This window comes from Pedobacter cryoconitis (assembly GCF_014200595.1).
In the GTDB taxonomy this organism is placed as follows: domain Bacteria; phylum Bacteroidota; class Bacteroidia; order Sphingobacteriales; family Sphingobacteriaceae; genus Pedobacter; species Pedobacter cryoconitis_C.
In genome coordinates this window covers 234958-261014 of sequence record NZ_JACHCG010000005.1, presented here as the reverse complement: position 1 = coordinate 261014, position 26057 = coordinate 234958, and the positions used below count along the sequence as shown (strand labels likewise).

At 39.2% G+C, this 26057-nt stretch carries 23 protein-coding genes; 9 read left to right on the top strand and 14 right to left on the bottom strand.

Annotated elements, in window-relative coordinates; all coding sequences use genetic code 11:
* Nucleotides 1-91 precede the first annotated feature (91 nt).
* From HDE70_RS23605 to HDE70_RS23595, 3 genes are read right to left on the bottom strand one after another with little or no spacing between them, the layout of a single operon-like run.
* The gene (locus HDE70_RS23605) at nt 92-1321 is read right to left on the bottom strand and encodes a M16 family metallopeptidase (protein WP_183869291.1); all 1230 of its coding nucleotides are present in this window, start codon (nt 1319-1321) and stop codon (nt 92-94) included.
* A gap of 50 nt (nt 1322-1371) precedes the next feature.
* Nucleotides 1372-2562 carry a hypothetical protein gene (locus HDE70_RS23600; protein WP_183892024.1) on the bottom strand — a complete coding sequence of 397 codons (1191 nt, stop codon included), beginning with the start codon at nt 2560-2562 and terminating at the stop codon, nt 1372-1374.
* Nucleotides 2559-3539 (bottom strand): DUF2157 domain-containing protein, encoded by a 981-nt coding sequence (locus tag HDE70_RS23595; RefSeq protein ID WP_183892023.1) that lies wholly within the window; start codon nt 3537-3539, stop codon nt 2559-2561. Before HDE70_RS23595 ends, HDE70_RS23600 begins: the two co-directional genes overlap by 4 nt.
* Before the next feature lie 129 nt (nt 3540-3668).
* Between HDE70_RS23595 and htpG the strand changes: the two genes are divergently transcribed.
* Nucleotides 3669-5558 carry a molecular chaperone HtpG gene (gene htpG / locus HDE70_RS23590; RefSeq protein WP_221270730.1) on the top strand — a complete coding sequence of 630 codons (1890 nt, stop codon included), beginning with the start codon at nt 3669-3671 and terminating at the stop codon, nt 5556-5558.
* Nucleotides 5559-5648: 90 nt separating this feature from the next.
* Here htpG and HDE70_RS23585 read toward each other — a convergent pair whose 3' ends face one another.
* Nucleotides 5649-7727, bottom strand: a complete 2079-nt coding sequence (locus tag HDE70_RS23585) for a S9 family peptidase (RefSeq protein ID WP_260162033.1) — start codon at nt 7725-7727, stop codon at nt 5649-5651.
* A 156-nt stretch (nt 7728-7883) separates the two neighbouring features.
* Between HDE70_RS23585 and HDE70_RS23580 the strand changes: the two genes are divergently transcribed.
* Nucleotides 7884-8471: a TlpA family protein disulfide reductase gene (locus HDE70_RS23580; RefSeq protein WP_183892021.1), complete on the top strand. Its 588-nt coding sequence runs from the start codon at nt 7884-7886 to the stop codon at nt 8469-8471.
* A gap of 36 nt (nt 8472-8507) precedes the next feature.
* Nucleotides 8508-8783: a hypothetical protein gene (locus HDE70_RS23575; RefSeq protein ID WP_183892020.1), complete on the top strand. Its 276-nt coding sequence runs from the start codon at nt 8508-8510 to the stop codon at nt 8781-8783.
* A gap of 45 nt (nt 8784-8828) precedes the next feature.
* Here HDE70_RS23575 and HDE70_RS23570 read toward each other — a convergent pair whose 3' ends face one another.
* Complete coding sequence (locus tag HDE70_RS23570) at nt 8829-11666, bottom strand: S8 family peptidase (protein WP_183892019.1); 2838 nt, start codon at nt 11664-11666, stop codon at nt 8829-8831.
* 97 nt (nt 11667-11763) lie between these two features.
* On the opposite strand from HDE70_RS23570, the gene HDE70_RS23565 reads away from it, so the two are divergent.
* Entirely contained in the window at nt 11764-12600 is an 837-nt protein-coding gene (locus tag HDE70_RS23565) for a M57 family metalloprotease (protein WP_183869298.1), read from the top strand.
* A 210-nt stretch (nt 12601-12810) separates the two neighbouring features.
* Nucleotides 12811-13644, top strand: coding sequence for a M57 family metalloprotease (locus HDE70_RS23560; protein WP_183892018.1), 834 nt, complete (start codon nt 12811-12813; stop codon nt 13642-13644).
* 71 nt (nt 13645-13715) lie between these two features.
* Here HDE70_RS23560 and HDE70_RS23555 read toward each other — a convergent pair whose 3' ends face one another.
* From HDE70_RS23555 to ruvX, 9 genes are all read right to left on the bottom strand, one after another.
* Nucleotides 13716-15254 carry a YifB family Mg chelatase-like AAA ATPase gene (locus HDE70_RS23555; RefSeq protein ID WP_183892017.1) on the bottom strand — a complete coding sequence of 513 codons (1539 nt, stop codon included), beginning with the start codon at nt 15252-15254 and terminating at the stop codon, nt 13716-13718.
* A gap of 119 nt (nt 15255-15373) precedes the next feature.
* On the bottom strand, nt 15374-16714 hold the full coding sequence (ffh, locus tag HDE70_RS23550; RefSeq protein ID WP_068404601.1) for a signal recognition particle protein: 1341 nt from the start codon (nt 16712-16714) through the stop codon (nt 15374-15376).
* A gap of 105 nt (nt 16715-16819) precedes the next feature.
* Nucleotides 16820-17845 (bottom strand): DUF3078 domain-containing protein, encoded by a 1026-nt coding sequence (locus tag HDE70_RS23545; RefSeq protein ID WP_183869301.1) that lies wholly within the window; start codon nt 17843-17845, stop codon nt 16820-16822.
* Nucleotides 17846-17880: 35 nt separating this feature from the next.
* On the bottom strand, nt 17881-18204 hold the full coding sequence (locus HDE70_RS23540) for a hypothetical protein (RefSeq protein WP_183892016.1): 324 nt from the start codon (nt 18202-18204) through the stop codon (nt 17881-17883).
* Nucleotides 18201-18950 carry a hypothetical protein gene (locus HDE70_RS23535; protein ID WP_183869303.1) on the bottom strand — a complete coding sequence of 250 codons (750 nt, stop codon included), beginning with the start codon at nt 18948-18950 and terminating at the stop codon, nt 18201-18203. Before HDE70_RS23535 ends, HDE70_RS23540 begins: the two co-directional genes overlap by 4 nt.
* A 49-nt stretch (nt 18951-18999) precedes the next feature.
* The gene (locus HDE70_RS23530) at nt 19000-19836 is read right to left on the bottom strand and encodes a glucosaminidase domain-containing protein (protein WP_183869304.1); all 837 of its coding nucleotides are present in this window, start codon (nt 19834-19836) and stop codon (nt 19000-19002) included.
* Nucleotides 19836-20546: a glucosaminidase domain-containing protein gene (locus tag HDE70_RS23525; protein WP_260162026.1), complete on the bottom strand. Its 711-nt coding sequence runs from the start codon at nt 20544-20546 to the stop codon at nt 19836-19838. Before HDE70_RS23525 ends, HDE70_RS23530 begins: the two co-directional genes overlap by 1 nt.
* Nucleotides 20547-20549: 3 nt before the next feature.
* On the bottom strand, nt 20550-21185 hold the full coding sequence (locus HDE70_RS23520) for an O-methyltransferase (RefSeq protein WP_183892015.1): 636 nt from the start codon (nt 21183-21185) through the stop codon (nt 20550-20552).
* Nucleotides 21186-21193: 8 nt separating this feature from the next.
* Nucleotides 21194-21610 (bottom strand): Holliday junction resolvase RuvX, encoded by a 417-nt coding sequence (gene ruvX, locus HDE70_RS23515; RefSeq protein WP_183892014.1) that lies wholly within the window; start codon nt 21608-21610, stop codon nt 21194-21196.
* Between the two features lie 39 nt (nt 21611-21649).
* On the opposite strand from ruvX, the gene HDE70_RS23510 reads away from it, so the two are divergent.
* The 4 genes from HDE70_RS23510 to HDE70_RS23495 all read left to right on the top strand — a co-directional run bounded on the left by HDE70_RS23510 (nt 21650) and on the right by HDE70_RS23495 (nt 26012).
* Nucleotides 21650-22798 (top strand): ATP-binding protein, encoded by a 1149-nt coding sequence (locus tag HDE70_RS23510; protein ID WP_183892013.1) that lies wholly within the window; start codon nt 21650-21652, stop codon nt 22796-22798.
* A 2-nt stretch (nt 22799-22800) separates the two neighbouring features.
* Nucleotides 22801-24291 (top strand): stage 0 sporulation family protein, encoded by a 1491-nt coding sequence (gene ricT / locus HDE70_RS23505; RefSeq protein WP_183892012.1) that lies wholly within the window; start codon nt 22801-22803, stop codon nt 24289-24291.
* Nucleotides 24278-24760 (top strand): gliding motility lipoprotein GldH, encoded by a 483-nt coding sequence (locus tag HDE70_RS23500; protein ID WP_183892011.1) that lies wholly within the window; start codon nt 24278-24280, stop codon nt 24758-24760. Before ricT ends, HDE70_RS23500 begins: the two co-directional genes overlap by 14 nt.
* 118 nt (nt 24761-24878) lie before the next feature.
* Nucleotides 24879-26012 carry a hypothetical protein gene (locus HDE70_RS23495; RefSeq protein ID WP_183892010.1) on the top strand — a complete coding sequence of 378 codons (1134 nt, stop codon included), beginning with the start codon at nt 24879-24881 and terminating at the stop codon, nt 26010-26012.
* Nucleotides 26013-26057: the final 45 nt, after the last annotated feature.

The following is a 26057-nucleotide window of genomic DNA, read 5'->3' as shown; positions in this document are numbered from 1 at the left end:
ACACAATATGTATTTATCTTGTCACTGCTTATTAACAGTAACAAAGTATATTACAAAAGTACAAATATTAGCGCCTGTTTCAAACTGGCTCTTAAGCTAAAGGGTAAAAGGTTAAGACACTGAGGTTTTTTTCATCCAGGATTTCATCAGCAATCTGTGCCATATCCTGTGTATTTACGGCTTGTATTTTTTGAAAAACAGTTTCCAGACTATCTATTTTATTGTAATCAATCAGGCTTTTTGCCATAGAAACAATTAATCCTATTCTATTTTCTTCTCCAAGGGCAATTTGTCCGATGAATTTATTCTTGGCTTTTTGTAATTGCACCTCTGTTAAAGGATTTTCTCTGATCTTTTTAAACTCTTTGTAAATAAGTGACTGTGCCCTGTTTACTTTTTCTTTATCCGTACCAAAATACAAGGTAAAAATGCCCGTATCACTCAAAGGACTGTACCCCGATTCTATGCTGTAAGCAATCCCATGTTTTTCTCTGATCTGTAAATTCAGGATAGAACTCATTCCAGTGCCACATAACAGGTTATTCAACAACAGCAAGCCCGTTTTAAAAGGGTGGTGTAAAGAATAAGCTGTAGAGCCAATCATGGTATGTGCCTGCATAATCGGTTTTTGATCTATACGGGTAATTACCGGTGATTTAGAAGGAGCTTTTCTATTGTCCTGATGTAGATTTTGAGGGATTCCCTCATAATACTTCGTGAATATTTTAACCGCTTTAGGCAAAGAATAATCTCCCAGAACAGCAACGACAATTTTATCGGTATGGTAATTAGCAGCGATAAAATCTTTAATATCCTGCTGAGAAAGCCGATCTACACTTTCAGTCGTTCCCAGAATATTTCTGCCTAAGGCATGATCAGCGAATACCATATCCTCAAAATCATCATAGATAGCTTCTTCAGGCTGATCAAGGTAGGATGCGATCTCATCTAAGATTACTCCTTTTTCCTTTTCCATTTCCTCTTCAGGAAAAGTAGAATGGAATACGATATCATTAAAAAGTTCCAGCGTTCTATCCAGATAAGGATGTAAAAAAGAAGCGTGGATACAGGTATATTCTTTGGTTGTATAGGCATTTAAATCTGCCCCAACACTCTCCAGTCTGTTCAGGATCTGGTTTGTATTCCTTTTTTCTGTGCGTTTAAAGATTAAATGCTCAATAAAATGGGCAAGTCCAGCCTGGCTTTCAGTTTCATCGCGCGAACCGCTATTTACAATAATACAAGCGTGAGAGATCGCTGATGCAGAGGGTACGTGAAGAAGACGAATGCCATTAGGCAGTGTGTGTACATTATATTCCATTCTATGCAAAGATACAGAAGAACATTGCTAACCAATTGTAATATTCTTTCTTAAAAATTTGAAGAAGAGCCTCCACCACCGAAATCTCCACCACCAAAGCGGCTCTCTGTTCCCGAAGGCGTATCCAGCTGAGTGCTTGCAATAATCAGTGATTCCACGTTAACCCCGCCAGGGATGGTATCTTCACTTAACTCTTCGGAAGTAAAGCCCTTTTTAGGTGTTTTAAGATACCTGATTGCCCAATAAGAGCCTCCAATGGTAACCAGTCCAATTAAAACAAGTGTGCCCTCTATAGGCAGTACATGGTAATAATTTTTAAAAGTAACCGCGGCTATGGCGATCAGAATCAATCCTGTACGCAGTAAAATCACATTCTTTTTATAAAGGCCCAGGCCTGTATAGATAAAAGGGACAAGAATAGTCCATGGCCAGAAAAAGACCGGATAAGGAACTTTGTATGGTCCAAAAGTGGTATAAGCATAAAGTTGATTGCCTAATTCCTGAACTACATAATAATTGCCAGCCAGGTATAAAGTAAGTAAGCTGCCTGTTTGCACGAAGCGGAGACAATGCCGATAATAAATAAATTTTGGACTACTGCTTTTAGACCAGGAAAAATAATAAACCAGAGCAGAAAGCAGCATGACTAAAAACGGAAGTATCGCCTTACCAAAAGAAAGGTGCACAATCGCTAACAGTACCGCAAGTACTAAGGCTGTTAAAAAGCAAAATAAGGCCATCAGGCTGTCTGCAAATCTTACTGTCAGGAATAAGCTCAGAAAAAGTGTAAAAGCAGCCATAGAGACTGCTGTGTTCATGGTGGTGTTGAAATCCCAGGCCATAGTGAATGTCAGCCAGGTAAAGGCCACACAAAACAGGCCGCCCGAAATCCAGATCAGGGCGTCATCAGCACCAGATCTGAAATGATGTTTGTTTTTCACAACCACTTCCAGTGCGATATAACTGATCAGGCCTAAAAAAAGTACCCATGCACCACCATGGGAGGTTACCACCGAATCCCAGCAGATATAGGTCAGTAAACAGCCCCCGAACAAAGCAATCACACAGGTTAGCAGAAATAATCCTGATCTGACAAAGATATTGGGAGAATAAAATCCAACCGGATAAGCTTTTTCTATATTTTTAAATTCCTCTTTAGTCAGGTCACCCGCAGCCAGAGAGGAATTAACCTGATCTTGTATATTCAGGTTGGTCAGCCATGTTTTATTGTAGATGATCATATTTCTTTAATTTTTTTGTTCAGCCGGATCAGTACAATGATTAAACCGATTGCCGATCCGATAAAATAGAGTAACCCTGTCACAAAAGCAGCTTCTGAATCTATATTGAACAGCATTCTGACTACAAGGGTGCTGATTGCTACATAAGCATATAAGATAACCAGCACCAGAAAATAGAACGATTTATTTTTTAAGGCATCCCGGTACAGGATAAAAGCCAGTATAAGTACCGCAATTAACCACAGAAAGCTTAAAGGATGCTCGTAAAAACTGAAATAACCGGTAAAAAGTGCAATAAAAGAGATATTTACTCCAAAATTCTGATAAGTGAATTTAAAATGCCTTTTGAAGTTGTACCGTTCAGAAAGGTAAGCCGCAGTTAATAACAACAGCCCTAAAAAGAGATAAGGGATAATTAAAGGATTACTGCTGTACAGCCCATTTGAAAGCATGGCAAATGGCGTAATGGTTGCGCCCAGCCAGATAGCCAGGTTAGTAATGCCCATACTCAGCACGCCGATATGGTCAAATTCATAAGCCACATAGAATAGCACGAGCATCGGAATAAATGTTGCAAGGCCATAATTATCACCAAAAACACGGTATTGAAATTGAAGATAGCCCAGAAAACTCAGCAGGCTCAGACAACCCAATAATAAGATATAATCATAAAATGAACCGGGAGATCTGACTTTTTCCCTGCTAAAAGGTTTTCTGTTTTTAACGCAGTAAAAGAAACTGCCTGTGCAGATTGCTGCTATAAATAACAAGATGAACTGATGACCGATCGTATCAATGTTTTTATAGATCAGAATTCCCAGACCTGTGCTTAAAAGTGTAACCCCGAGGTATAAAAGAGTTTTCAGCTCCCAGTGTAAGGAGAATAAAGGGCTTTTATCTTTTTCAACCACCTTTTCCAGTGTTTGTTCACTGATAAGTCCTTCAGTATATAGTTTTTTATAGAGGTCAATGTTCATATATCTGGTTGAAGCTATAATTTACAGAGTAAGCTTACGAAAATTAAATCAGACTGTCAATTTGACAACTAAAATGAAATTGGAACATCCCTTGATAAAGCCGTTATGTACTTAAAAATGAGTTAACATATGAGCATAGAAGAAAAAGGGAGTATTTCCATACATACCGAAAACATTTTTCCTATTATTAAGAAATTCCTGTACTCAGACAATGAGATATTCCTGCGTGAGCTGGTTTCAAATGCGGTTGATGCGGTACAAAAAATCAAACGTCTGGCTGCATTAGGACAATACAACGGTGAGTTGGGCAATCCTTTAGTAGAAGTTGCGCTTGATGTGGAAAAAAAGACAATCACAATCAGTGATAATGGCTTGGGGATGACCGCTGAAGAGATTAAGAAATATATCAATCAGGTTGCTTTCTCTGGTGCTAGTGAATTCGTAGAGAAATTTAAAGACGCTAAAGATGCCAATGAGATCATTGGTAAATTCGGATTAGGTTTCTACTCTGCATTTATGGTATCTGATTTAGTTGAAATTCAGACTTTATCTTACCAGGAAGGCGCAGAACCAGCACGTTGGGTTTGTGACGGAAGTACCTCTTATGAGATTACTGAAGGTTCACGTACTACCCGCGGAACAGAAATTATCCTTCATATCAATGAAGAATCAGCTGAATTCCTTAGTCAGCATAAATTAGAAGAGATCTTAGATAAATACGGTAAATTCTTACCAGTGCCAATTAAATTCGGTACAAAAACTCAGGAGATTCCTGACGGTGAAGATGAAGAAGGAAAGCCTAAAACAGTAAGTGTTGAAACTGATAACATCATCAACACTACTGATCCGATCTGGACTAAAGCACCTGCTGATTTGTCAGATCAGGATTATCTGGATTTCTATAAACAATTATATCCTTTCGGAGAAGATCCTTTATTCTGGATTCACCTGAATGTAGACTATCCTTTCAACTTAACAGGTGTTTTATACTTCCCTAAAGTGAAGAACGATTTTGATATGCAACGCAACAAAATCAAGTTATTCAGCCGCCAGGTATTTATTACTGATGAAGTAAAAGATATCGTACCTGAATTCTTAATGTTATTGCATGGTGTAATCGATTCTCCTGATATCCCGTTGAACGTTTCCAGAAGTTTCCTTCAGGCAGACAGCAATGTGAAAAAAATCAATAGCTATATCACTAAGAAAGTAGCTGATAAATTAGGTGAGCTTTTCAATAAAGACCGTAAGGCTTATGAAGAGAAATGGGGTGATATCGGCCTTTTCGTAAAATACGGAATGGTTAGCGAAGAGAAATTCTATGATAAAGCAAAAGATTTCGCTTTAGTAACCAATACTAAAAATGAGAACTTTACGCTTGAGGAATACCATGCAAAAGTAAAAGATATCCAGACTGATAAAAATGGTCAGGTAGTTTATATTTATACAAACGATCCTGCTAAACAAGATGGTTTTATCCAGTCGGCAAACAAAAAAGATTACGATGTCCTGTTGATGAACTCAGCAATCGATAATCACTTTGTGACCTCTTTAGAGCAGAAATTAGAGAAAACGTTATTAAAACGTGTGGATTCTAGTGTTGCAAGCAAACTGATTGAAAAAGATGAGGTTGTAGAATCAGTATTGACTGACGAGCAATCTGCAAAAGTGAAAGACGTTTTTGAGAAAGCAATTGTTAAACCAGGCTTCCAGGTGGAAATTGTTGGCTTACACCCAGAAGAATTCCCTGTAACAGTAACTATGGATGAGTTCATGAGAAGAATGAAAGACATGGCTCAAATGGGCGGTGGAATGAGCTTCTATGGTAGCATGCCTGATAGCTATAAAGTTGCGATCAATGGTAACCATAAGCTGGTGAATAAGATTTTACAAACTGAAAATAGCGAAGAGCAAAGTGCATTAGCTAAACAGGCTGTAGATTTAGCTTTACTTTCTCAAGGAATGCTTACTGGTGCTGAATTAACAGCGTTCGTTAACAGAAGCGTTGAATTGATCTAACCAGCAAGGGAGTTTATACTCCTTTCTGAAAAATAACCCTGTTTCCTGTATTTCCATTTAAAGGATTTATACAGAAAACAGGGTTTTTTATTATTTACTGATATTCTCCAGACTTAACAGGAATGCATAGTTCAGGGCAATATCTTTAAGATAATCGAACCTTCCGGATGCGCCGCCATGTCCAAAATCCATGTCCGTTTTCAGCAGCAGTACATTTTTGTCTGTTTTAGTTGCCCTTAACTTCGCGACCCATTTAGCAGGCTCGAAATATTGAACCTGGCTGTCATGCAGACCAGTTGTGACCAGCATGTTTGGATACTGTTTGGCTTCGATGTTCTCATATGGAGAGTAACTCTTCATATAATGGTAAGCATCGGCGTTTTTAGGATTTCCCCACTCGTCAAATTCATTTGTGGTTAACGGAATACTCTCATCAAGCATGGTATTTACCACGTCTACGAATGGGACCTGGGCAATTACCCCATGCCATAGCTCAGGTGCAAGATTTATTATAGCACCCATGAGCAGGCCGCCGGCACTACCACCCTGTGCATAAAGGTGCGCTGAGCTTGTATATTTTTTTTCAATCAGGAAGTTCCCGCAATCAATGAAATCGGTAAAAGTATTCATCTTTTTCATCAGCTTTCCGTCTTCATACCACTGTCTGCCCATTTCCTGTCCACCGCGAATATGTGCAATGGCAAAAACGAAGCCTCTGTTCAGCAGGCTCAGGTTGCCGGAAGAAAACGAAGCGTCCATGCTATGGCCATATGAACCATAAGCATAGAGCAGCAAAGGCGCGTTACCATCCTTTTTAAGCCCGTTTTTATACACTAATGAGATTGGAACCTGTGTGCCGTCTTTGGCGGTCGCATAAAGACGCTCTGTTGTATATTCGTCCTTATTATAACCACCTACAATCTCTTGTTGCTTCATCAGTTGCTTTTCTTTAGTATCCATGTGATAGTCATAAACAGACACCGGTGTAGTCATGGAAGTATAGATATAGCGGAGCTTTTCACTATTGTATTCTGGATTATTGCCAACAGAAGCATTATAAGTGGGCTCACCGAAATCTATATAATGTTCAGTGCCGTTTAATTTACGGATGCGTAACTGGGCCAGACCATTTTTACGCTCTGAAACCACAATAAAATCTTTAAAGCCCTCCACATCTTCCAAAAGAACATCTTTGCGGTGTGGAATTACCTCTTTCCAGTTTTCCTTTCCCGTTTGATCAAGAGGACATTCCATTAAACGGAAGTTTTTAGCGTTCCAGTTGGTTACAATCAGAAACTTATCGGCTAAAGCAGTTACATTGTAAAGTACATCTTTAATTCTGGGTTGAAATACTTTGAATTCAGCATCAGGCTGATCTGAAGGGATCAGTCTCTCTTCGGCAGATAAAGTAGCAGAAGAATAGATGAAGATATATTTTCCGGATTTTGATTTACCTACACCAATATAGTTGGATTTATCTTTTTCCTGGTAAACAACCACATCTTTAGTGGCTGCTGTTCCTAGTTTATGTCTTTTGATTTTCTCACTAAGGAGGGTTTTTGCATTTTTTGAAGTGTAAAACAAGGTTTTATTATCTGCTGCCCAAACGGCATCACCCTCTGTATTAGGAATGCTATCTTTTAATAGCTCACCGGTTTCCAGGTTCTTGATCAGAATAGTATACTGACGTCTGGAAACCTGATCAACTCCATAAGCAAGTAATTTATTATCAGGACTTATACTGTATCCGGTAGCTGAATAGTAGGGAAGTCCTTTAGCCAGTTCGTCAATATCGAGCAGAATTTCTTCTTTAGCGTCCAATGTCCCCTTTTTGCGGCAAAACTTAGAATACTGTTTTCCTTCTTCAGTTCTGGAATAATAGAAATATCCATTTTTAAATACCGGAACAGACTCATCTTTTTCTTTGATGCGGCCTTTTAACTCTTTGAAGAGATTCGCTTGTAACGTTTTTGTACCACTCATCATCTTGTCGAGATAAGCATTTTCGGCGTTGAGATAATCGATCGTTTTTGTACTGTCCGGCCCTTTTTTAAAATAATCAATCATCCAGTAATAATTATCGATAACCGTATCACCATGTAAAACACGTCGTTTAGGTTTGATTTCTGCTACCGGCGCTTTTGCTGCGGGCCATTTATAAGTTTCCATTTTCGTATCTTTGTTTGTGCAAGCTAAAGCTGAACTTAGCAAGAGTATTAACGGAATAATTTTCTTCACTGTACATCGTTTGGAGTTTCTGTTGTTTGCTTCTTCAGGGCTTTGACTACTGCAAAATAGGATTAATTTTATAAACATTATATCATCATGAATAAGATTCTTAACCGAAAGAATATTTTTAACGGGATTCTGATTGTATTATTCCTGGTGCTGTTATTTGTACCGCCTGCAAAGGCGCTGGTACTGGAAGGCTTAATGAAAATTGGGTTTTTCAGACCTGATACTGCTGTAGTGGATAAACAGGTTAATGCTGCGGGTAATTTGTCCGGAATTAAATTTAAAGACATCAGCGGAAAGGTTATTGACCTGGGAGAATTGAAAGGAAAAGTCATTTTTCTTAATTTCTGGGCAACCTGGTGCCCTCCATGTCTGGCTGAGATGCCGGGTGTAAATGCCCTGCACGAAAAATTTAAGAATGATAAAGATGTAGTTTTCATTCTGGTTGATGCAGATAGTCAATTGCCAAAAGCACAAAAATTTATGGATAAAAAGGGGTATCAATTACCTGTTTATGCAGTAGACAGCGAAATCCCTGAAGTACTTTTCAAAGGGTCATTGCCCACAACAGTTGTATTTGATAAAGAAGGAAGGATTTCTTACAATGAAGCAGGGGCTGCCAATTATGCAGATGCAAAATTCATAGCGTTTATCAATAAGCTAAAAACAACGAATTAATAATTATCAATTTATATACCCGGTTAAAGAATAATCATGCAACAACCATTTGATATTACTATAGGTGAAATCGACTACGCTATATTTCCAGAAGGAAATGATACTTATGTTGTTTTTAAAGATGGTAAGGAATACCGTCATATCCTGAAAGATACAGAATCGCAGTGGCTGACACTGGACCCTGAGACTGCATTACCCTTATTTGGAGAAGATGAAGAAGTGAACGCTATCGGCAAAGAGATTATAGCCTACGTGCCGGAAGATGAGGATGAAGAAGACGATGAAGCGCACGACGAAGAAGACGGATTATAAAACCAGCGCATAATGTTATAAAAAGATAAAGCCCTTATAAGGGCTTTATCTTTTTATAATCTTTAGCTTTTTGAGCGTGTTTCCATTCCTGCTTATCGTACCGATATACAATCCGGTGGACAAAGCAGTTAAATCAAACTGGTATAACCCATTTGCTTCCTTCAGGAAGATCTTTTGTCCCGATAAATTGTAAAGCGTAAGTGTGTAAGGATCAAAATCCCCGCTAAGTATGGACAGATAATCCGTTACCGGATTTGGAAAAGCTGCAAAATCATTTTCTTTCAGGAAGTTAAGAGGCAAAATATCAGAAGGAATTTTAAGACCATCATTTGTAACCAAAGTCACCCTGTAGAATTGAATACCACGAACCAGATTCTGATCAATCTGACTGTAACTTACCAGGCCAGAAGTGACAACCGTTTCGGACAGCGGAGCAAATACGCCCGGAGAGGTTTGTTTTTCCCAAATGATACTTTTCAGATTATAGGTAGTACCTACTGTTAAATCTAGCTTGCCAGCATCATTCACGATATTTGCCAGAAACGTTCTTACATAACAAGCTACCCCTTGCGCGGTATAGTCAACAGTATAACTTTTTAATCCGCTGAAATTGCTGCCATTCGCGGCTACTGCAAAATAATTTGAAGCTATGGTAGATTTGTCGACGATAGCTATTGTATCGGTCAACTGCTGAACAGGGGTTAATACATTGTTCTTTAAATTATAAAGGGTGTAACCAATTGCCTGTGCTTGTGCAGGCCAGTGAAATAAAATCTTTTCGGTACAGCTATAGCCTATCTGGAGTTTCTCTGGCATCGAAATTACAAAAGACTCACTCAGAAACTCTTTTCCTGCGGCTTCCATCTTGAACAGCGCACGTGTAAATAAATTTGGAGCGGACCATTTAAAAAAAGAAGAACCCAGATCAATGTTGCTGCTCAAAACAGTCCAGTTGACCCCATTATCATAGCTCACAGAGAGTTTCCCTGCCTGCCCTGACAAAGTACTGCTCCATCTGATATAATTGCTCTCAGCGGCGAATATTGCAGCATCTTTTAAAGGGAAAGTCCAGCTGAAATCATTCTTTGCTTTCCATTGATAAGCAATACTGAAATTCTGTTTCCCCTGGGTGACAGTTCTGCCTTTTACATGGATGGTATAAGTCCCCGCGGGTACATTGGTTAAACTTACCTGTTGTACTGTGTTCAGGTTATCTATTCCCCTTTTCGCAGGCAATAATAAAGAATCTGCACTAGGATAAGTATTCAGGATCCAGGGAAGGATTGTTGTTCCAGCGGGTGTTTCTACAGACAGGTCCAGGTGGTTGACAATACTCTGGACACTGTTAACCGGTGCCGCAGGATCAAGCCAGGCCAGTGTAACTTTCAGTTCCTGCTGGTCGGTTGTGACTTGCAGTGGAAATGTAAAGTCCTGCTGATCGTTAACCACTCCTGTTTGAAAGCGTTTGTCTATAATAGTCTGAATAGCCTGTAATGTATTTAATTTTCCAAATCCTGTAGCAAAATCTACCTGTGGTGTTCCAATATCATCTGCCGAGTTAACCAGAATACTTTTTACGGTAGCAGCAGAAGGCTGTTTCCCATACAGGCTTTTATATTCCTGCTGGAAAAGAGCAACTGATCCTGAAGTTAGTGCTGCGGCACCAGATGTGCCGTCCTGTCCTAAAGCAACCAGCTCGGGTTTTACACGGCCATCATAAGCAGGCCCCTTGCTGCTTTGACTTTCTGAAACGTTTTCCTGATTTATACCACCTATAACCAGGACATTTTTTGCGGTCTTAAAATTCCCTGTTAACTGGGCTGTATTCGGAATGTTTTTATAAATACCATCCACTGCTGTAATCAAACCGGAGTTTCCTGACGAAAATACATGGACTATCGTGTCTGCTTCAAATACTTGCTGGTCATAAGCTACTGCCTGCATGCCATAAAAGTTATCTATGCCCAGGCCATAAGAGTGGTTTTGTACATTTACTTGATATTGATTTATTTCTTTGATATCATCAGGCATTAAATCATTGTTGTTTTTTCTGTAGTCTGAAGCCGTTAAAGAGGCAAAAGGGGCAGCTCCCAGTCCGCGGATAAAAGTATTTCCCCTGCCAACCGCGAGTGTGGCCATTTGTGTGGCATGATCGTCTACTACGGGAGCAGCCGAGGGAGCAGCTACCACATTTCCGGCCAGGTCAATATCTTCTTTAACGAACATTTGTTCTTTGATAGAAAGTGTTATGCCTTTTCCATCAATAGCAGGATAACGCAGGTGTACTGCCGAAATTTCATTGCTCGAAAGATCCATATCATTAATGACTGTTTCATCTTTTGCGGTCTGATAGATGTCAGCAAAGAGGACTTCTTCCAATTGTAAGACCGGCATCAGCTCACTCATTTGTATGCTGGCCGTAACAACGTGGTTGTTTTGATCAAAGGTGTAAGATTTTAAGGTTTGCAAGGAAGCAGGTACAGTCAGTACTTGTGGATTTATCGAAATTCTTATAGTAAATTGCTTGTTCTGAGTTAAATATTGTTCATACTGACGTGAAAGTTTGTCGCTGGCTTTCCATAAAGCGTTGGCTTTGGTCTGAGAAATTATCAGAGAACTGAATTTTGCAGCCATCTTTTCCGGAATAATTAAATGGTTCAAAGAAAAACTGCGCAATGGTTTTAGTTCCTGTATTTCGGTCGCTGTTAGTGGGCGTGACAGCTCTACCAATAAAAGATTTCCACCATTTATCTTTGAATCCGATACAGTAGAGCTGTATTTGTGGAATATTTCTTTTTTTTCTGCAACCGATAATTTTTGTGCTTTTGCAGCTATGTTGCAAAGAAGAATTATAATTAAAGCATATTTTATTTTGAAATTCACAATAATTTGAAATTAAAAATTTGTTAATGGTTAAAATTATATATAATTTTAGATTAACCTATTAGTTCACAAACAATCTACCTAAAAAACTAACTTAATGAAAAAATTTAACTTATTGTCGCTTGCCGTTGCCGGCATGCTCGCACTCTGCGTTTTCGGATGCCAGAAAAAAGAAGCTGCTACTACAGCTGATACTAAACAAGATGGAATTTCAGCAAGTGTTAAATCACAGATCTCGGGTCTTGGTTTCAGCACTGAAAATGCAAGAAAAGTAGAAGGTGGTTACCTTGTAGAAGGTGATATCCTTTTAAGCGAAGCTAATCTTACTGAAAAAGCTGAAACTACACACTTGAGCGTTGCCTCTACAGAACAGTACAGAACCACTAATCTTGTAAAAGCATTGCCAAGAGTAATTACTATTTCTGTAACTAACCTGCCTACAGTTTATAGTGATGCAGTGAATGCAATGATTACCAGATACAACAATTTAGGCTTACGTTTTACTTTTCAACGTGCAGCTGCCGGAACTACTGGTCAAATTAACGTAATTGGATTTAATGAAGGTCCTTCTGGTGGTTTTATTACTTTAGGTTCTTCTGGTTTCCCAACTGCTTCTGGTAATCCATATAGCGAAATCAAAATGAATACTAACCCAGCAGCTTACGGTGCTAACCCTAACCTTTTATATCTTACTTCTGTTTTACAGCATGAAGTTGGACACTGTATCGGTTTCCGTCATACTGACTATTCAAACAGAGCCTATAGCTGTGGTGGAACTGCGGTTAACGAAGGCGCGAGCGGTGTTGGCGCAATTCTGATTCCTGGAACTCCTTCAGCACCAGATGCAGCATCATTCATGTTAGCTTGCTCAAACGGCGGTGACAGAACCTTTAATGCGAATGATGTAAAAGCAATTAACTATTTATATAAATAAAATACCTAACCATTAGATATTTTGTGAATTAGAGGCTTTAAGCCCGGCAATAACTATTGCCGGGCTTAGTCTTTTGCGGGTATTTTAAAAATATTGCGTATGTATGCTGAAAACCAGTAAATTAACTTCATTAAAATTTGTTTTTATCTTAAGATATATATAATTTTAGCTTACCTATGACTTATTAATCATCTACCTAAAATTAACTTAATGAAAAAACTGAATTTATTGTCATTTGCCCTTGTGGGTACAATGATGCTGTGCATTTTCGGATGCCAGAAAAAAGAAGCACAAACTGCTTCAACTGCTGGTCAGGATCAAATTTCTGCAAGCACAAAATCTCAAATCAGCAATCTGGGTTTTAGTACAGAGAACGCCAGAAAAGTAAAAGGAGGATACCTTGTAGAAGGAGATATTCTTCTGACTGATAAAAACCTCAATGAAAAAGCAACTACGAGTCATTTAAGTATTGCCGAAACAGAGCAGTACCGTACTACAAATCTGGTTAGTGCTTTGCCAAGAGTGATTACAATTTCGGTAACTAACTTACCCGCTGTTTATGGTAATGCGGTAAATGCAATGATTACCAGGTATAATAACTTAGGCTTACGCTTTACTTTCCAGCGTGCAGCAGCAGGAACTACTGGTGATATTGATGTGGTTGGTTTTAATGAAGGCCCTTCTGGTGGTTATATCACTTTAGGTTCATCAGGTTTCCCTTATGGAGGTGATCCTTATAACGAGATCCAGATGAATACAAATGCTGCTGCTTACGGTGCCAATCCTAACCTGGGATACCTGACATCTGTTTTACAGCATGAAGTTGGGCACTGTATTGGATTCCGTCATACTGATTATTCAAACAGAGCTTACAGCTGTGGAGGCACTGCTGCGAATGAAGGACAAAGTGATGTTGGCGCAATCCGGATTCCAGGTACGCCATCAGGACCAGATGCGGCTTCGTTTATGTTAGCCTGTTCAAACGGGTCTGACAGAACTTTTAATGCCAATGATAAAATTGCGCTAAACTATTTATACAAATAAATTTCAAACCATAGCTGATATATGAGTCATGGTTTTAAGCCCGGCATTAATTTGCCGGGCTTTTATCAGTTTTATCCTGCCCAGTTATCCCTGTCCAGGCTGCGGAAATGAATGGCTTCAGCTAAATGTTCCAATGCTATGTTTTTAGTACCTGCCAGGTCGGCAATGGTTCTGGAAACCTTTAATATTCTGTCATAAGCACGTGCTGATAAGCCAAGTTTTTCCATCGCCTTTCTAACCAGATCCAGTCCCTGTTCGTTAATTATGCAGAGTTTTCTAACCTGGGCAGGTGTCATTTGCGCGTTATAATACAGACCTGGATGTGCTGCAAACCGGATTTCCTGTTTTAACCTTGCACTAATTACCCTTTTCCTGATCACTGCACTTTTTTCCGAAGGGGCTAAAGAAGCCAATTCATTAAAATGAACAGGAGTGACCTCTACATGCAAATCAATTCTATCCATTAACGGGCCTGAAATTTTACTCAGATATTTTTGTACAATCCAGGGAGTACAGCCACATTCCTTGTCCGGGTGGTTATAAAATCCACAGGGACAGGGATTCATTGCAGCAATGAGCATAAAACTTGCCGGATATTCCACACTTAAACGCGCTCTTGATATGGTGACTTTCCGGTCTTCAAGCGGCTGCCGCATCACCTCTAATACCGACCGTTTAAATTCAGGCAGTTCATCCAGGAATAAAACGCCATTATGGGCCATGGAGATTTCTCCGGGTTGTGGATTAGACCCTCCGCCAACTAAAGCAACATCAGAAATACTGTGATGCGGGTTCCGGAATGGCCTTTCTGTCAATAATGAGGTGGCCGCACTCAGCTTTCCGCTTACGGAATAAACTTTAGTGGTTTCCAGTGCTTCCTGCATACTTAAAGGAGGTAAAATAGTAGGTAAACGTTTAGCAAGCATTGTTTTTCCAGCTCCTGGCGGGCCAATTAAGATCACATTATGTCCGCCTGCGGCAGCAATTTCTAAAGCTCTTTTAATACTTTCCTGACCTTTCACATCAGAAAAATCCTGTTCATATAAACTCACGTTTTTTAAAAACTCACTTTTCGCATCTACAAGAACAGGATTGAAAACAGTAGTTCCGTTGAAAAAAGCAACCAGGTCTTTTAAATGATACATTCCATAAACCAGTAAATTATCAACCACGGCTGCTTCTCTTGAATTATCAGCAGGTAAAATGAATCCTTTAAAGCCTGCTTCTGCTGCCTGGATAGCAATAGGTAATGCTCCTTTTACAGGCTGTATGCCTCCGTCCAGAGAAAGTTCTCCTGCAATTATAACCTCAGCGACCCTATCGCCAGCTAATTGTCCTGAAGCCGCTAAAATGCCTATTGCAATCGGCAGATCATAAGAAGTACCTTCTTTCCGGATATCAGCAGGTGATAAATTGACTACGATCTTTTGTCTTGGCATCTTAAAACCAGAAGCCTGAATTGCGCTTTCTATTCTTTTGAGGCTTTCTTTGACCGCATTATCAGGTAATCCGACAATATGATATTTATTTCCGCTGCTAATACTGACTTCAATAGTGATGGTTAAAGCATTGACACCAAAGACGGCGCTGCCATAAGTTTTAATGAGCATATCGATTTACGAATTAGCACGTAAATTTAATTCCATATTAAACCTTATAGGTTAAAAAATTACGGGCATAAAAAAAACCGGATTGAGAGCCCGGTTTTTTAAAGATCAGCAAAGAATGATTACATTCTTCCCTGTGGCATTTTAGGCATACCGCGCATCATTTTAGCAGCGGCCGCAGGGTTAGAAAACTGTTTCATCACCTTACGCATATCCTCAAACTGTTTAATCAGTTTAGTAACTTCCTCTATTTTATTTCCAGAACCTTTAGCGATACGTAAACGTCTGCTTTGTTGAATACTATCTGGATTTTCACGCTCATATTTCGTCATCGACTGAATAATTGCTTCCACATTTTTGAAAGCGTCATCTTCAATCTCTACGTTTTTCATCATTTTACTTACCCCTGGAATCATGCCCATCAAGTCTTTCATGTTACCCATTTTCTTGATCTGCTGAATCTGGTTGTAGAAATCGTTGAAGTCAAACTTATTCTTACGGATTTTCTTTTGAAGTTCTGCTGCTTCTTTCTCATCAAACTGCTCTTGCGCACGCTCAACAAGGGAAACAACGTCACCCATTCCCAAAATACGGGAAGCCATTCTGTCTGGATAGAAAACATCAAGTGCTTCCATTTTTTCACCAGTACCGACAAATTTAATCGGCTTGTTCACTACAGACTTAATAGATAAAGCCGCACCACCGCGCGTATCCCCATCAAGTTTTGTCAGTACAACACCAGTAAAATCTAATCTTTCATTAAATGCTTTAGCTGTATTAACCGCATCCTGTCCGGTCATGGCATCAACTACGAACAGGATTTCATGCGGTTTAGTATGCAGTTTCACATCCGAAATCTCATTCATCATCTGCTCGTCTATTGCTAAACGACCCGCAGTATCGATGATAATTACGTTGTGGTGTTCTTTTTTACCAAGCTCAATACCTTCCAGTGCAATCGCAACAGGATCTTTAGAATCTTTGTTCGCATAAACAGGAACGCCGATCTGTTCACCCAATATCTGCAACTGGTCAATCGCTGCCGGACGGTAAACGTCACCAGCTACCAATAAAGGCTTTTTACCTTTACTTTTCAGATAATTTGCCAGTTTTCCAGAGAAGGTTGTTTTACCCGCACCGTTCAAACCAGCAATCAATATAATTGTAGGATTTGCTTTTAAATCTAATTCTTTGACTTCACCGCCCATCAATGCAGTCAGCTCGTCGTTCATTACTTTAGTCAGTAATTGTCCCGGAGAAACCGCGGTAAGTACATTCAGGCCAAGTGCCTTTTCCTTAACCTCGTCAGTGAAGCTTTTGGCTGTTTTAAAATTTACATCGGCATCCAGTAAAGCTTTACGAATTTCCTTCATGGTTTCAGCCACGTTGATCTCTGAAATGCTTCCCTGACCCTTTAGAACTTTAAATGCCCGGTCTAGTTTATCCTGTAAATTTTCAAACATGTTTTATTAATTGATAGTCAATTAGTTAATGTATAATGGTAGTAGTGTACAAAGTTGCAAACATTTTTAATAACAATCAACATTAAAAATAGGATGCAAAAGTATTTAGCGCGGGAATATAAACATCACGCCCATAGCTAAAGACTGACTGCCCTGAATCTTATCACTGATCGTCTTGTCATATATTCCGATGCCATTCAGTGTCACGTTCATGAACCTGTTGACTTTAGTTGTTAAAGTCACATCCAGCCTGTGTTTCATGTTTTCAAAATGATCGTATGGTACAAAGACATAATATCTGCTTTTCAGGTTGACGTTATGAAAAATATCTTTTTCAAAGTTAACAGTGATCTGAAAAGCCAGGTCATTTTTAAAAGTGTCTCCTACAGGGACGCCATAAAAATCTGTTTTCTGGCTCGCAGGATCCGGATTTGCCTTCGCATCAGCCGCAGCCAGTGCCTTGTTATCCAAAACAAATGTTTGTTTTGCGGCACCGGTACCAAATTGTGTAGAGAAAAATTTATTTGGCTTGTACTCAAAACCGAAAGACTCCGTCAGGTAACCCGGAGACATAAACTTGGAAATTAATGTAGCAGTCTCCACCCCATTTACCGTTGAATAAGAATATCCGTTATCAAATTGCGATTCAAAAGTTACCTGGGTAAATAAATTCCAGTTTTTAGAGATTTTGAATGCTCCTGTATTATTCCAGAATATCCGGTCATTCGTTTTCTTTTGCAACTGGCCTTTGTTTCTTATCTTTCCATAACGCAGGTCAACTTCAGATAAATAGCTATAACTTTCTTTTTTATATTCAGCTTTGTAATTGACTAATCCTTCTATTGCCAGTGAATTTACCCCACCACCACTCCAGTTATTACTGAAAGAAGATTGATTCACATTAATCCCGATTGCAGTTTTATTTTTCCAGTAATTCACCTTTGAACTTACGATCAGTGGCTTTATCTCTACCGGTTTAAACACAATAATACCTTTTAGCGAAGGCAAAGGGCTTTTATTGAGTTTAAGGTCAAAGTTTTTCACTGTAATAGGAACTGTATCTATCTCTTGTGCACTTACTTGTGCTGAAACTGCAAATACAAATAGTAAACATGCGTATATACCTCTCATTAGTACAAAGAAAAGAAAAATGTTCGTAGGATTTATTATAAATATTTAAACCACGAATACAGTCTCCTGTTTTTCAGATAATTCATGTCCAATTCATTGGCATAAGCCTCTTTTTCAAAACTAATATTAAAATAAGCTTGCGCATGATTTCTGTATTTACACAGATTAACCACATAATTTATTAAATAAAGAAAATAAAAAGGAAGGATCAGCAGTTCCAGCTGCTGGTGGAAATGAATTTTTTCATGATTAATCAACAGCGCGTTATTTTTCTGTTTGGGATCTTTAAAGAACATCAATGGAAAAATAGCCATTGCATTTGCAGGAAGGCCTTTCCAGATGACCGGCCAGTACCTCATGGATGATCAATTTTGATCACAGGAAGCGGCTGTAGCCTGAATGCTTTCGGATTCCGCTTATAAGAAGCATAATTATTTCTCACAAAAACTATAAAAGCATAGTCAGAGGCTGCAAGAACGAAATCATAACTCGGACGGTACTGCTGCATGAAATCTTTCAGTTCAAAGTCTTTGATTCGTAAAACACGGCCTACAAAAGCAGGACTATACCTGTAATCAATAATTTCTTCTTTATAATCTCTTTCCAGGATCGCTTGCAAATGTCTTGCATTTTTGCCTTTTCTGCTCAGTAGATTATAAATCGCATCTATGCCCAGACCAACTCCTCTCGAACTTAAATTCAAGAGATCCTTGGAGCTTCCCAGGTCAGTTGCATACTTAAATTCTCTGGTTCTTTGCTCATAACGCTCCTTTGGAGAAAGTGAGCTGCCAATAATTGAAACCTCTTTCAGTTGAATAGCCAAAGGTTTCAACTGGAAAAATATGGCGCTGCCTTTATAAACTACCGTGTCTAATCCATACCCCTGACGTACGGCGAATAAGGTGTCACCAATAACGGCCTGTGTTGTAAACTCGCCCTTACTATTGTTATAAATCCCATCATCATTATGAGAATTGTAAATATACACCGTAGCTAAACGCTGTTTGGATACTTTATCTATAACAAACCCTTGAACAGGTTTCTTTTGAGCTAAAGCTATACCAGAAAAAAAGCAACAGAAAAGGAATAGAAGAGTAGGTTTCATTGCACAGCAAAAATACAAATAAGGCGAAGCTAAACGGCTTATATTAACATTATTTAACTACTACCAGCTTCTGTCCTATTTTAACACCCTCGTCCGAGAGACCATTCAGCGACTTTAATTCATCTACAGTCATGTTAAATCTTTTGGAGATATTATAAAGCGTGTCCCCTTTCTGAACAGTGTAGTTAGGATCCGTTGTGTTGATAACTTGTTTAGATACAGGTATTTCTACCGGTGCAAACTTCTTCGTCTCTTTTGGGATATTTGCGTTAATTTCCGTAAACACACGGTCTTCACGTTTAATTTTATCAGGTTCAGACTCCGACTGGTCATACTGATGTAAATTGTATTTCTCAATTGTATTGATCAGCATATCCGGATATTTTGGATTCGTTGCATAACCAGCTTGTTTTAACCCCTTCGCCCAATTTTTATAATCATTTTTATCAAGCTCAAACAAAGGCGCATAGCGTTTTCTCTTTAAAAACTCAGAGTGATCTTTATAAGATTCCCGGGCATCTTTATAAACCCGGAAACAATCATTACGCTGATCATCATCTTTATAATATGCCTTTCCCTTCCACTCTGCCGTACATTTAACCCCAAAATGGTTATTGGCATATTTTGCCAGGCTGCTGTTCCCGCTGCCAGACTCGATAATACCTTGTGCGAGCGTAATACTTGCAGGAATCCCATAAGTATTCATCTCTTCGATGGCTACCCCCTTAAAAGCTTCGATATAGCTCAGCGTATTGTAATCAGTAAAATTCGGATTCGCTTTATTGGCAGCTTTTTCAATCTGCGCATTGTTCCGGTGATACTTTCTCGATTTACACGAGGATAAGAAAACGATCGCTACAGCGAAGAGTAAGAAGGTCTGTTTCATTAAAGCTTGATTTTTTGTCCTGGTTTTAGTGCCGACTTTTTCAATCCATTTTTACGCATCAGCGATAGGGAAGAAGTACCATGTGATTCCGCAATTTTATTCAGGTTGTCCCCTTTTCTAACGGTATACAATTTAACAGAAGAATGATGTTTCTTAGCTTTATAACTGCGGCTATGGTGCTTTTTGATACTTAACGGTGCAACCTTTACGGGTTCCGTATAATCATCCGGTCTTTCATCATATTGATACAATTCGTATTTATTGATAATCGCGATGACTTGTTTAGCCCAGGTTCTGCTGCTGGCGTAACCACCCCGCTGAATCCCTCTTGCCCAGGCCGCATAATCATATTGATCACACTCATCGAACAATTTACTGAAGGAAGACTTGTTTTGTAATACCTCAACGAAATTATCATAAGATTCATCTGCACTTTCGAAATCACGGTAAGAAGAATTGATTTCGGCATTGCTGTTTGATCCTTTGATACCGAAATGATTGTTCAGATGGCGGGCAACTTTACTTTTACCAGCTGCCGATTCATGAATGGCGACCGCAAGAATTACACTTGCTGGTACATCATATGCTCTCATTAATTCTTGTGCGTGATCTGTGTGTTCCTCAACGTACTGGTTAACAGTCTGGCTTTGGGCAGTTGAGCCCAGTAAAATTAGTGCCAGCCAAATCAGCATTAGTTTTTTTGTTATCATATTTTATTTTTTTCTGATGATAAACAAGCCATCCCTAACAGGTAAGATTAATTTCTCAACCCTGTCATCTCCAGCTACTTTATCATTAAAAGTACTAATATTAACAGTATCTCTGTCTTGTTGGAGTGTTAGTACTTTTCCACTCCACAACACATTATCAACAATGATTAACCCGCCTGGTCTTACCCTGTCAAAGATAAGATCGTAGTAGGTTCCATTGTTTTTCTTATCCGCATCAATAAAAACAAGATCAAAAGTCTCGTTTAAATCATTGACGGTTTGGGTGGCATCACCCATAATATATTTTATTTGTGAATGATAAGGTGAAGCAGCGAAATAACCACGGACGCGGTCTTCGAGTTCCATATTTTTATCCAAAGTATAAATGATCCCATCCTGGGCAAGTCCTTCTGCCATACACAAAGTAGCATAGCCGGTAAAAGTGCCGATTTCGAGAATACGTTTGGGGGTAATCAACTTACTTAACATGCTTAAAACACGGCCCTGGTAATGGCCTGAAAGCATTCTTGGCATTAAAACCTTCAGATTAGTTTCCCTGTCAATCCGCTGTAGCAATTCGGATTCCGGCTCGCAGAAATTCAGTAGTAAAAGTTGTAAGTCTTCTTTAATCAGGCTCATGAGATGTTCTATAAACGGTGTTCTTCCATGAAATATTGTAAAATAATTGTTGCAGCGATCGTATCTACCCGTTCTTTATTCCGGCGATCCTGTTTTTTCAGACCACTTTGCATGATCGTCTGATGCGCCAGCTTAGACGTGAAACGCTCATCAACCCAATGCTGAGGAATTTCAGGAAAGTTCTTTTTCAGAGTGGTAGAAAAGCCTTTTACGTGCTGTGCAGACTCAGATGGAGTGCCATCCATTTGTTTAGGCTCTCCGATCACAAAGGCTTCTACCTGTTCAGTCAGCAAATATTTTTTCAAATATTCGACAACATCTTTTGGGTGTATGGTATCCAGTCCTGTAGCAATAATTTGCAGTGGATCTGTAACGGCAATGCCGATACGTTTGGTGCCATAATCAAATGCGATAATACGGGACATAGCTGCAAAGATTGTTATAAATTTACTATTTTGCACCAAATGCAGTTTAAAGAGATCGTTGGACAAGAGGAAATTAAGCGTCAGCTGATACAGACAGTTGTGGAAAACAGGGTGAGTCATGCCCAGTTATTTCTCTCTGCTGAAGGGACGGGGTCTTTGCCCCTTGCTATTGCTTATGCGCAGTATATCAATTGCTTAGATAAATCTGACACCGATAGTTGCGGTGTCTGTTCTTCTTGCCGGAAGTACGAAAGATATATCCATCCTGATTTACATTTCTCTTATCCATTTTTTGCATCGAAAGATGTTAAAATTGCTGTTGATGTGCTGGAAGAATGGCGAACGATGCTGCTGGCAGACCCTTATGTTGATCTTGATATCTGGAGATTGCAGTTAAGTGCTGAAAATAAACAGGCGAATATCAATATCGCTGAGTGCCATGACATCATTAAGAAATTAAGTTATAAAGCTTTCGAAGCAGAGACCAAGGTGCTGATTATGTGGCTGCCTGAATACCTGGAAAAAGAAGGGAACTCTTTGTTGAAAATTATTGAAGAGCCGCCTGCAAATACTTTATTCTTATTGGTCGCAAATAATCAGGAACACATTCTTTCTACCTTATTATCGCGGACACAAATTGTCAAAATACCAAAGCTACCCTTTGAAACCGTTCAAAACTACCTGACCAGTAATCACAATTTGTCGGAAGAACAGGCGGCGACCTATAGTTTTCTGGCAGATGGCAATTTAATTGAAGCAAAACTACAGGCTGCGCAATCACACAATGACAATGCAGAGGTTTTTGCAGAGTGGCTAAGGATGGGTTATGGGAACCGGGTGCTGGATCTGGTCAATTTCGTAGATCAGGCAGCAAGCTGGGGAAGAGAAAATCAAAAGAATTTTTTAAAGTACGGAATCAGCTTTTTAAGAGAGTGCAGTTTACTGATGAGTGGAGCAGATAGTTTAGTGAAATTACCTGCCAGGACGCTGGATACTGCACAAAAATTAAGTAAACACGTACTGGATCTGAATATGGTTTCGGCAATTATCACCGAGCTGGAGCAAGCACATTACCATATAGAACGTAACGCTAATCCTAAAATACTATTTTTAGATGTATCTTTACAATTGGTAAAAATAATCAAGTTTAAAACGCTCCCGAAAGGGACTCAACATATATACAATTAGTTATGGGATGTGGAAGTTGTTCTACAGGTGGCGGTTGCGCCCCCTCAGGCTGCAAAAGTAATGGCTCATGCCTTACTGGAGGTTGTCAGAAAATGGAAGTTTACGATTGGCTGTCTAATTTGGACATGCCTTCTAATTATAAGCCTTTCGAGGTTATAGAGGTTAAATTCAAAGGTGCGAGAAAGGAATTTTATCTGAATACTGATAATATTTATCTGGAAATCGGGGAACTGATTGCGGTAGAAGGATCTACCGGCGGATATGATATTGGCCATGTCTCTTTAACAGGAGAACTGGTGCGTATGCAGATGAAACGCCGTAAAACACCAATGGATCAGGTGACCCGCAAAGTCTACAGAAAAGCGACAGAAGCTGATGTGGACAAATGGAAACTCGCTAAAGATCTGGAATGGGAAACCATGCACAAGGCCCGTACGCTGGCTCTTGACCTGCGTCTTTCGATGAAAATCAGTGACGTGGATTATCAGGGAGATAAAACCAAAGCGACTTTCTTCTATACTGCCGAAGGGCGGGTAGATTTCAGGGAGCTGATTAAGAAAATGGCTGAAACTTTCCGCATCAGGATTGAAATGAGACAAATCGGAATGCGTCAGGAAGCTGGAAGATTAGGTGGAATTGGATCTTGCGGACGTGAATTGTGCTGCTCTACCTGGTTAACTAACTTTAAAACAGTTTCTACTGCTGCTGCAAGATACCAGAACCTTTCTTTGAATACTTTAAAACTTGCCGGACAATGTGGTAAGCTGAAATGCTGTTTGAACTATGAGCTGGATACTTATCTGGATGCTCTGAAGGATATCCCGGATCGTGTGGAGAGCCTTCAAACTGAAATAGGTACTGCACGCCATCAAAAAACTGATATTTTCAAGAAATTAATGTGGTTTAGTTATCCAAATCAGGAAGACTGGATTCCATTGAAGGTGGACCGTGTAAAAGAAATCATGGCCATGAATAAAAAAGGCCAGAAACCGGTTAATCTAAAAGATGAAGCGGTAGAATTAGCAACGACAGCTTTTGTGGAGAAAATCCCTGATTATGAAAATGTTGTTGGTCAGGATAGTTTAACCCGTCTGGACGATAAACCAAGAAATAAAAACGCAAGGAATAACAATAACAGAAATAAAACGAACGCGGCTAACAGGCCTGAACGTAGTGTAAAGCCAGGTCAACCCGCAGTAAAGCCGGGTCAGCCGGCTGTTAAACCCGGGCAGCCTGCTGTTAAGCCAAATCAGCAAAACGCAAAAGCAGGTCAGCCGGGTGTAAAACCAGGTCAGCCAGCTCAGAAAACTGCACAGCCGAACCAGAAACCTGCTGAAAACAGAAGAAATCAGGAAGTGAAAAAAGCACCTGAGGCAGTTAAAACAGAAGATGGAGAAGTTGTTAAAGCCCCTTCTGCGAGCAGAAATAACAGGTCGAGGAATAACCGCAGACGTAACAAACCAACGGATAAGCCAAAGAATGAAGAGAATTAAGATTTTTGTATTGTTGTTTTTCAGTTTACTGGCAACAGGACTGCTGGGATGTAATACAAATAACCTGATTGATACGAACGAAGAAATGCCTCAGCGCAACTGGAGCTATGTCAATAAGATTAAGGGCACTGCGGAGATTAAAAATCCTGCAATGCCCGTATCTCTTAAGTTTAAGCTTAGGCATACTGCTGATTACAGGTATTCCAATATTTATATTTTAATGCATCTGAGTGGCCCTGGTTTACCTAAAATAACCAGACGTTATGAATACAAGCTGGCAGAGTCTGACGGGCAGTGGCTTGGAAAAGGTTCGGGAAACTTATATACTTCTGTTCTCCCATTGCTGACTAATTATCATTTTCCGCAAGCAGGAAAGTATACTATTGAAATTGAACAGAATATGCGCGATAATCCTTTAAAGGAAATCAGCGATGCAGGAATTACCGTATCCGGGGTTCCAGTTAAATAGAGAGTGTTTGAAAAATAACTTGAGAGTTTCTTAAAATTAATTTACTTAAAAATTCGAATAACCGTGCCTTGTTAGAAATGCAGGTATATATTTGTAGTATATTTTTTAACGTAAACTTATGAAAAGATCTTTGTTGATTATTGTAGCGGTTATGGCTATGAATTACTCCTATGGCCAAAATACCTTTCCGTGGAAAGATACAGGTAATGTAGGAATTGGCACAGTTAACCCAGTTAGTAAACTAACCGTTTTCGAGGAAGGTGACCGAAATAGTTATGTAACTGTGGGTAATAATTTTGTTGCCACCATTTTTGGCGCTGGAGGTAATCAGTTTGGGATTGTAGGTACATCTTCTGACCATGATCTTGCTTTTTATACTCATTTAAAAGAAAACATGAGGTTAACCAGCAATGGTAATGTTGGAATTGGAACAAGGACGCCGGCTAATAAACTAAGTATTTTCGAATCAAGCAATAGTAATTCCTATATAACTGTGGAGAATAATTCTGTCGGTACTCTTTTCGGAGTTGGTGGAGATCAGATTGGGATTATAGGTACGTCTTCTAATCATGACCTGACTTTTTTTGCTAATATGAAAGAAAAAATGCGGTTGACCAGAGATGGTAACGTAGGTATTGGTACAAGTGTACCCGATAATAAATTGACAATTTCCAATTCAAATAATAGCAACACTTATGTAACTGCGGGGAATAATACCGTCAATACTCTTTTTGGTGCTGGTGGAACCACTGTGGGAATTGTTGGTACTATCTCCAATCATGACCTTGCTTTTTTTACTAATTTGAAAGAAAAGATGCGATTGACCAGAGATGGCAATGTAGGTATTGGTATCGAAAACCCCATGGAGAAATTATCAGTAAATGGAAATATTCGCTGTAAGGAATTATTGGTTGAAACGGCTAACTGGCCAGATTATGTTTTTAAAGAAGATTATCAGTTACTTTCTTTGACAGAATTAGAAAAATATATTGAAAAAAACCGGCATTTACCTGAATTTCCTTCGGAACAAGAAGTGGCTAAAGAAGGTGTAAATGTAGGTGAAATGAATAGATTGTTGGTAAAAAAAATAGAAGAACTTACACTTTATCTTCTTGAAAAGGATAAACAACTAAAAGATCAAACAGAAAAACTAAATAATCTTCAATTGTCCATTATTAAATCAAATGCAGAGTTTAGCCGTGAACTGCATTTGTTGAGAAAGGATGTTGTTAATGCTGCGGTCGAAAAATAAATATTATTTTTTATTGATTTTGCCTTAAGTTGTTCTGCATTTGAA

Coding starts and splice junctions, on each gene's coding strand:
- HDE70_RS23605 (WP_183869291.1), bottom strand. CDS start 1,321: ATGGAATATAATGTACACACACTGCCTAATGGCATTCGTCTTCTTCAC.
- HDE70_RS23600 (WP_183892024.1), bottom strand. CDS start 2,562: ATGATCATCTACAATAAAACATGGCTGACCAACCTGAATATACAAGAT.
- HDE70_RS23595 (WP_183892023.1), bottom strand. CDS start 3,539: ATGAACATTGACCTCTATAAAAAACTATATACTGAAGGACTTATCAGT.
- htpG (WP_221270730.1), top strand. CDS start 3,669: ATGAGCATAGAAGAAAAAGGGAGTATTTCCATACATACCGAAAACATT.
- HDE70_RS23585 (WP_260162033.1), bottom strand. CDS start 7,727: ATGGAAACTTATAAATGGCCCGCAGCAAAAGCGCCGGTAGCAGAAATC.
- HDE70_RS23580 (WP_183892021.1), top strand. CDS start 7,884: ATGAATAAGATTCTTAACCGAAAGAATATTTTTAACGGGATTCTGATT.
- HDE70_RS23575 (WP_183892020.1), top strand. CDS start 8,508: ATGCAACAACCATTTGATATTACTATAGGTGAAATCGACTACGCTATA.
- HDE70_RS23565 (WP_183869298.1), top strand. CDS start 11,764: ATGAAAAAATTTAACTTATTGTCGCTTGCCGTTGCCGGCATGCTCGCA.
- HDE70_RS23560 (WP_183892018.1), top strand. CDS start 12,811: ATGAAAAAACTGAATTTATTGTCATTTGCCCTTGTGGGTACAATGATG.
- HDE70_RS23555 (WP_183892017.1), bottom strand. CDS start 15,254: ATGCTCATTAAAACTTATGGCAGCGCCGTCTTTGGTGTCAATGCTTTA.
- ffh (WP_068404601.1), bottom strand. CDS start 16,714: ATGTTTGAAAATTTACAGGATAAACTAGACCGGGCATTTAAAGTTCTA.
- HDE70_RS23545 (WP_183869301.1), bottom strand. CDS start 17,845: ATGAGAGGTATATACGCATGTTTACTATTTGTATTTGCAGTTTCAGCA.
- HDE70_RS23540 (WP_183892016.1), bottom strand. CDS start 18,204: ATGAGGTACTGGCCGGTCATCTGGAAAGGCCTTCCTGCAAATGCAATG.
- HDE70_RS23535 (WP_183869303.1), bottom strand. CDS start 18,950: ATGAAACCTACTCTTCTATTCCTTTTCTGTTGCTTTTTTTCTGGTATA.
- HDE70_RS23530 (WP_183869304.1), bottom strand. CDS start 19,836: ATGAAACAGACCTTCTTACTCTTCGCTGTAGCGATCGTTTTCTTATCC.
- HDE70_RS23525 (WP_260162026.1), bottom strand. CDS start 20,546: ATGATAACAAAAAAACTAATGCTGATTTGGCTGGCACTAATTTTACTG.
- HDE70_RS23520 (WP_183892015.1), bottom strand. CDS start 21,185: ATGAGCCTGATTAAAGAAGACTTACAACTTTTACTACTGAATTTCTGC.
- ruvX (WP_183892014.1), bottom strand. CDS start 21,610: ATGTCCCGTATTATCGCATTTGATTATGGCACCAAACGTATCGGCATT.
- HDE70_RS23510 (WP_183892013.1), top strand. CDS start 21,650: ATGCAGTTTAAAGAGATCGTTGGACAAGAGGAAATTAAGCGTCAGCTG.
- ricT (WP_183892012.1), top strand. CDS start 22,801: ATGGGATGTGGAAGTTGTTCTACAGGTGGCGGTTGCGCCCCCTCAGGC.
- HDE70_RS23500 (WP_183892011.1), top strand. CDS start 24,278: ATGAAGAGAATTAAGATTTTTGTATTGTTGTTTTTCAGTTTACTGGCA.
- HDE70_RS23495 (WP_183892010.1), top strand. CDS start 24,879: ATGAAAAGATCTTTGTTGATTATTGTAGCGGTTATGGCTATGAATTAC.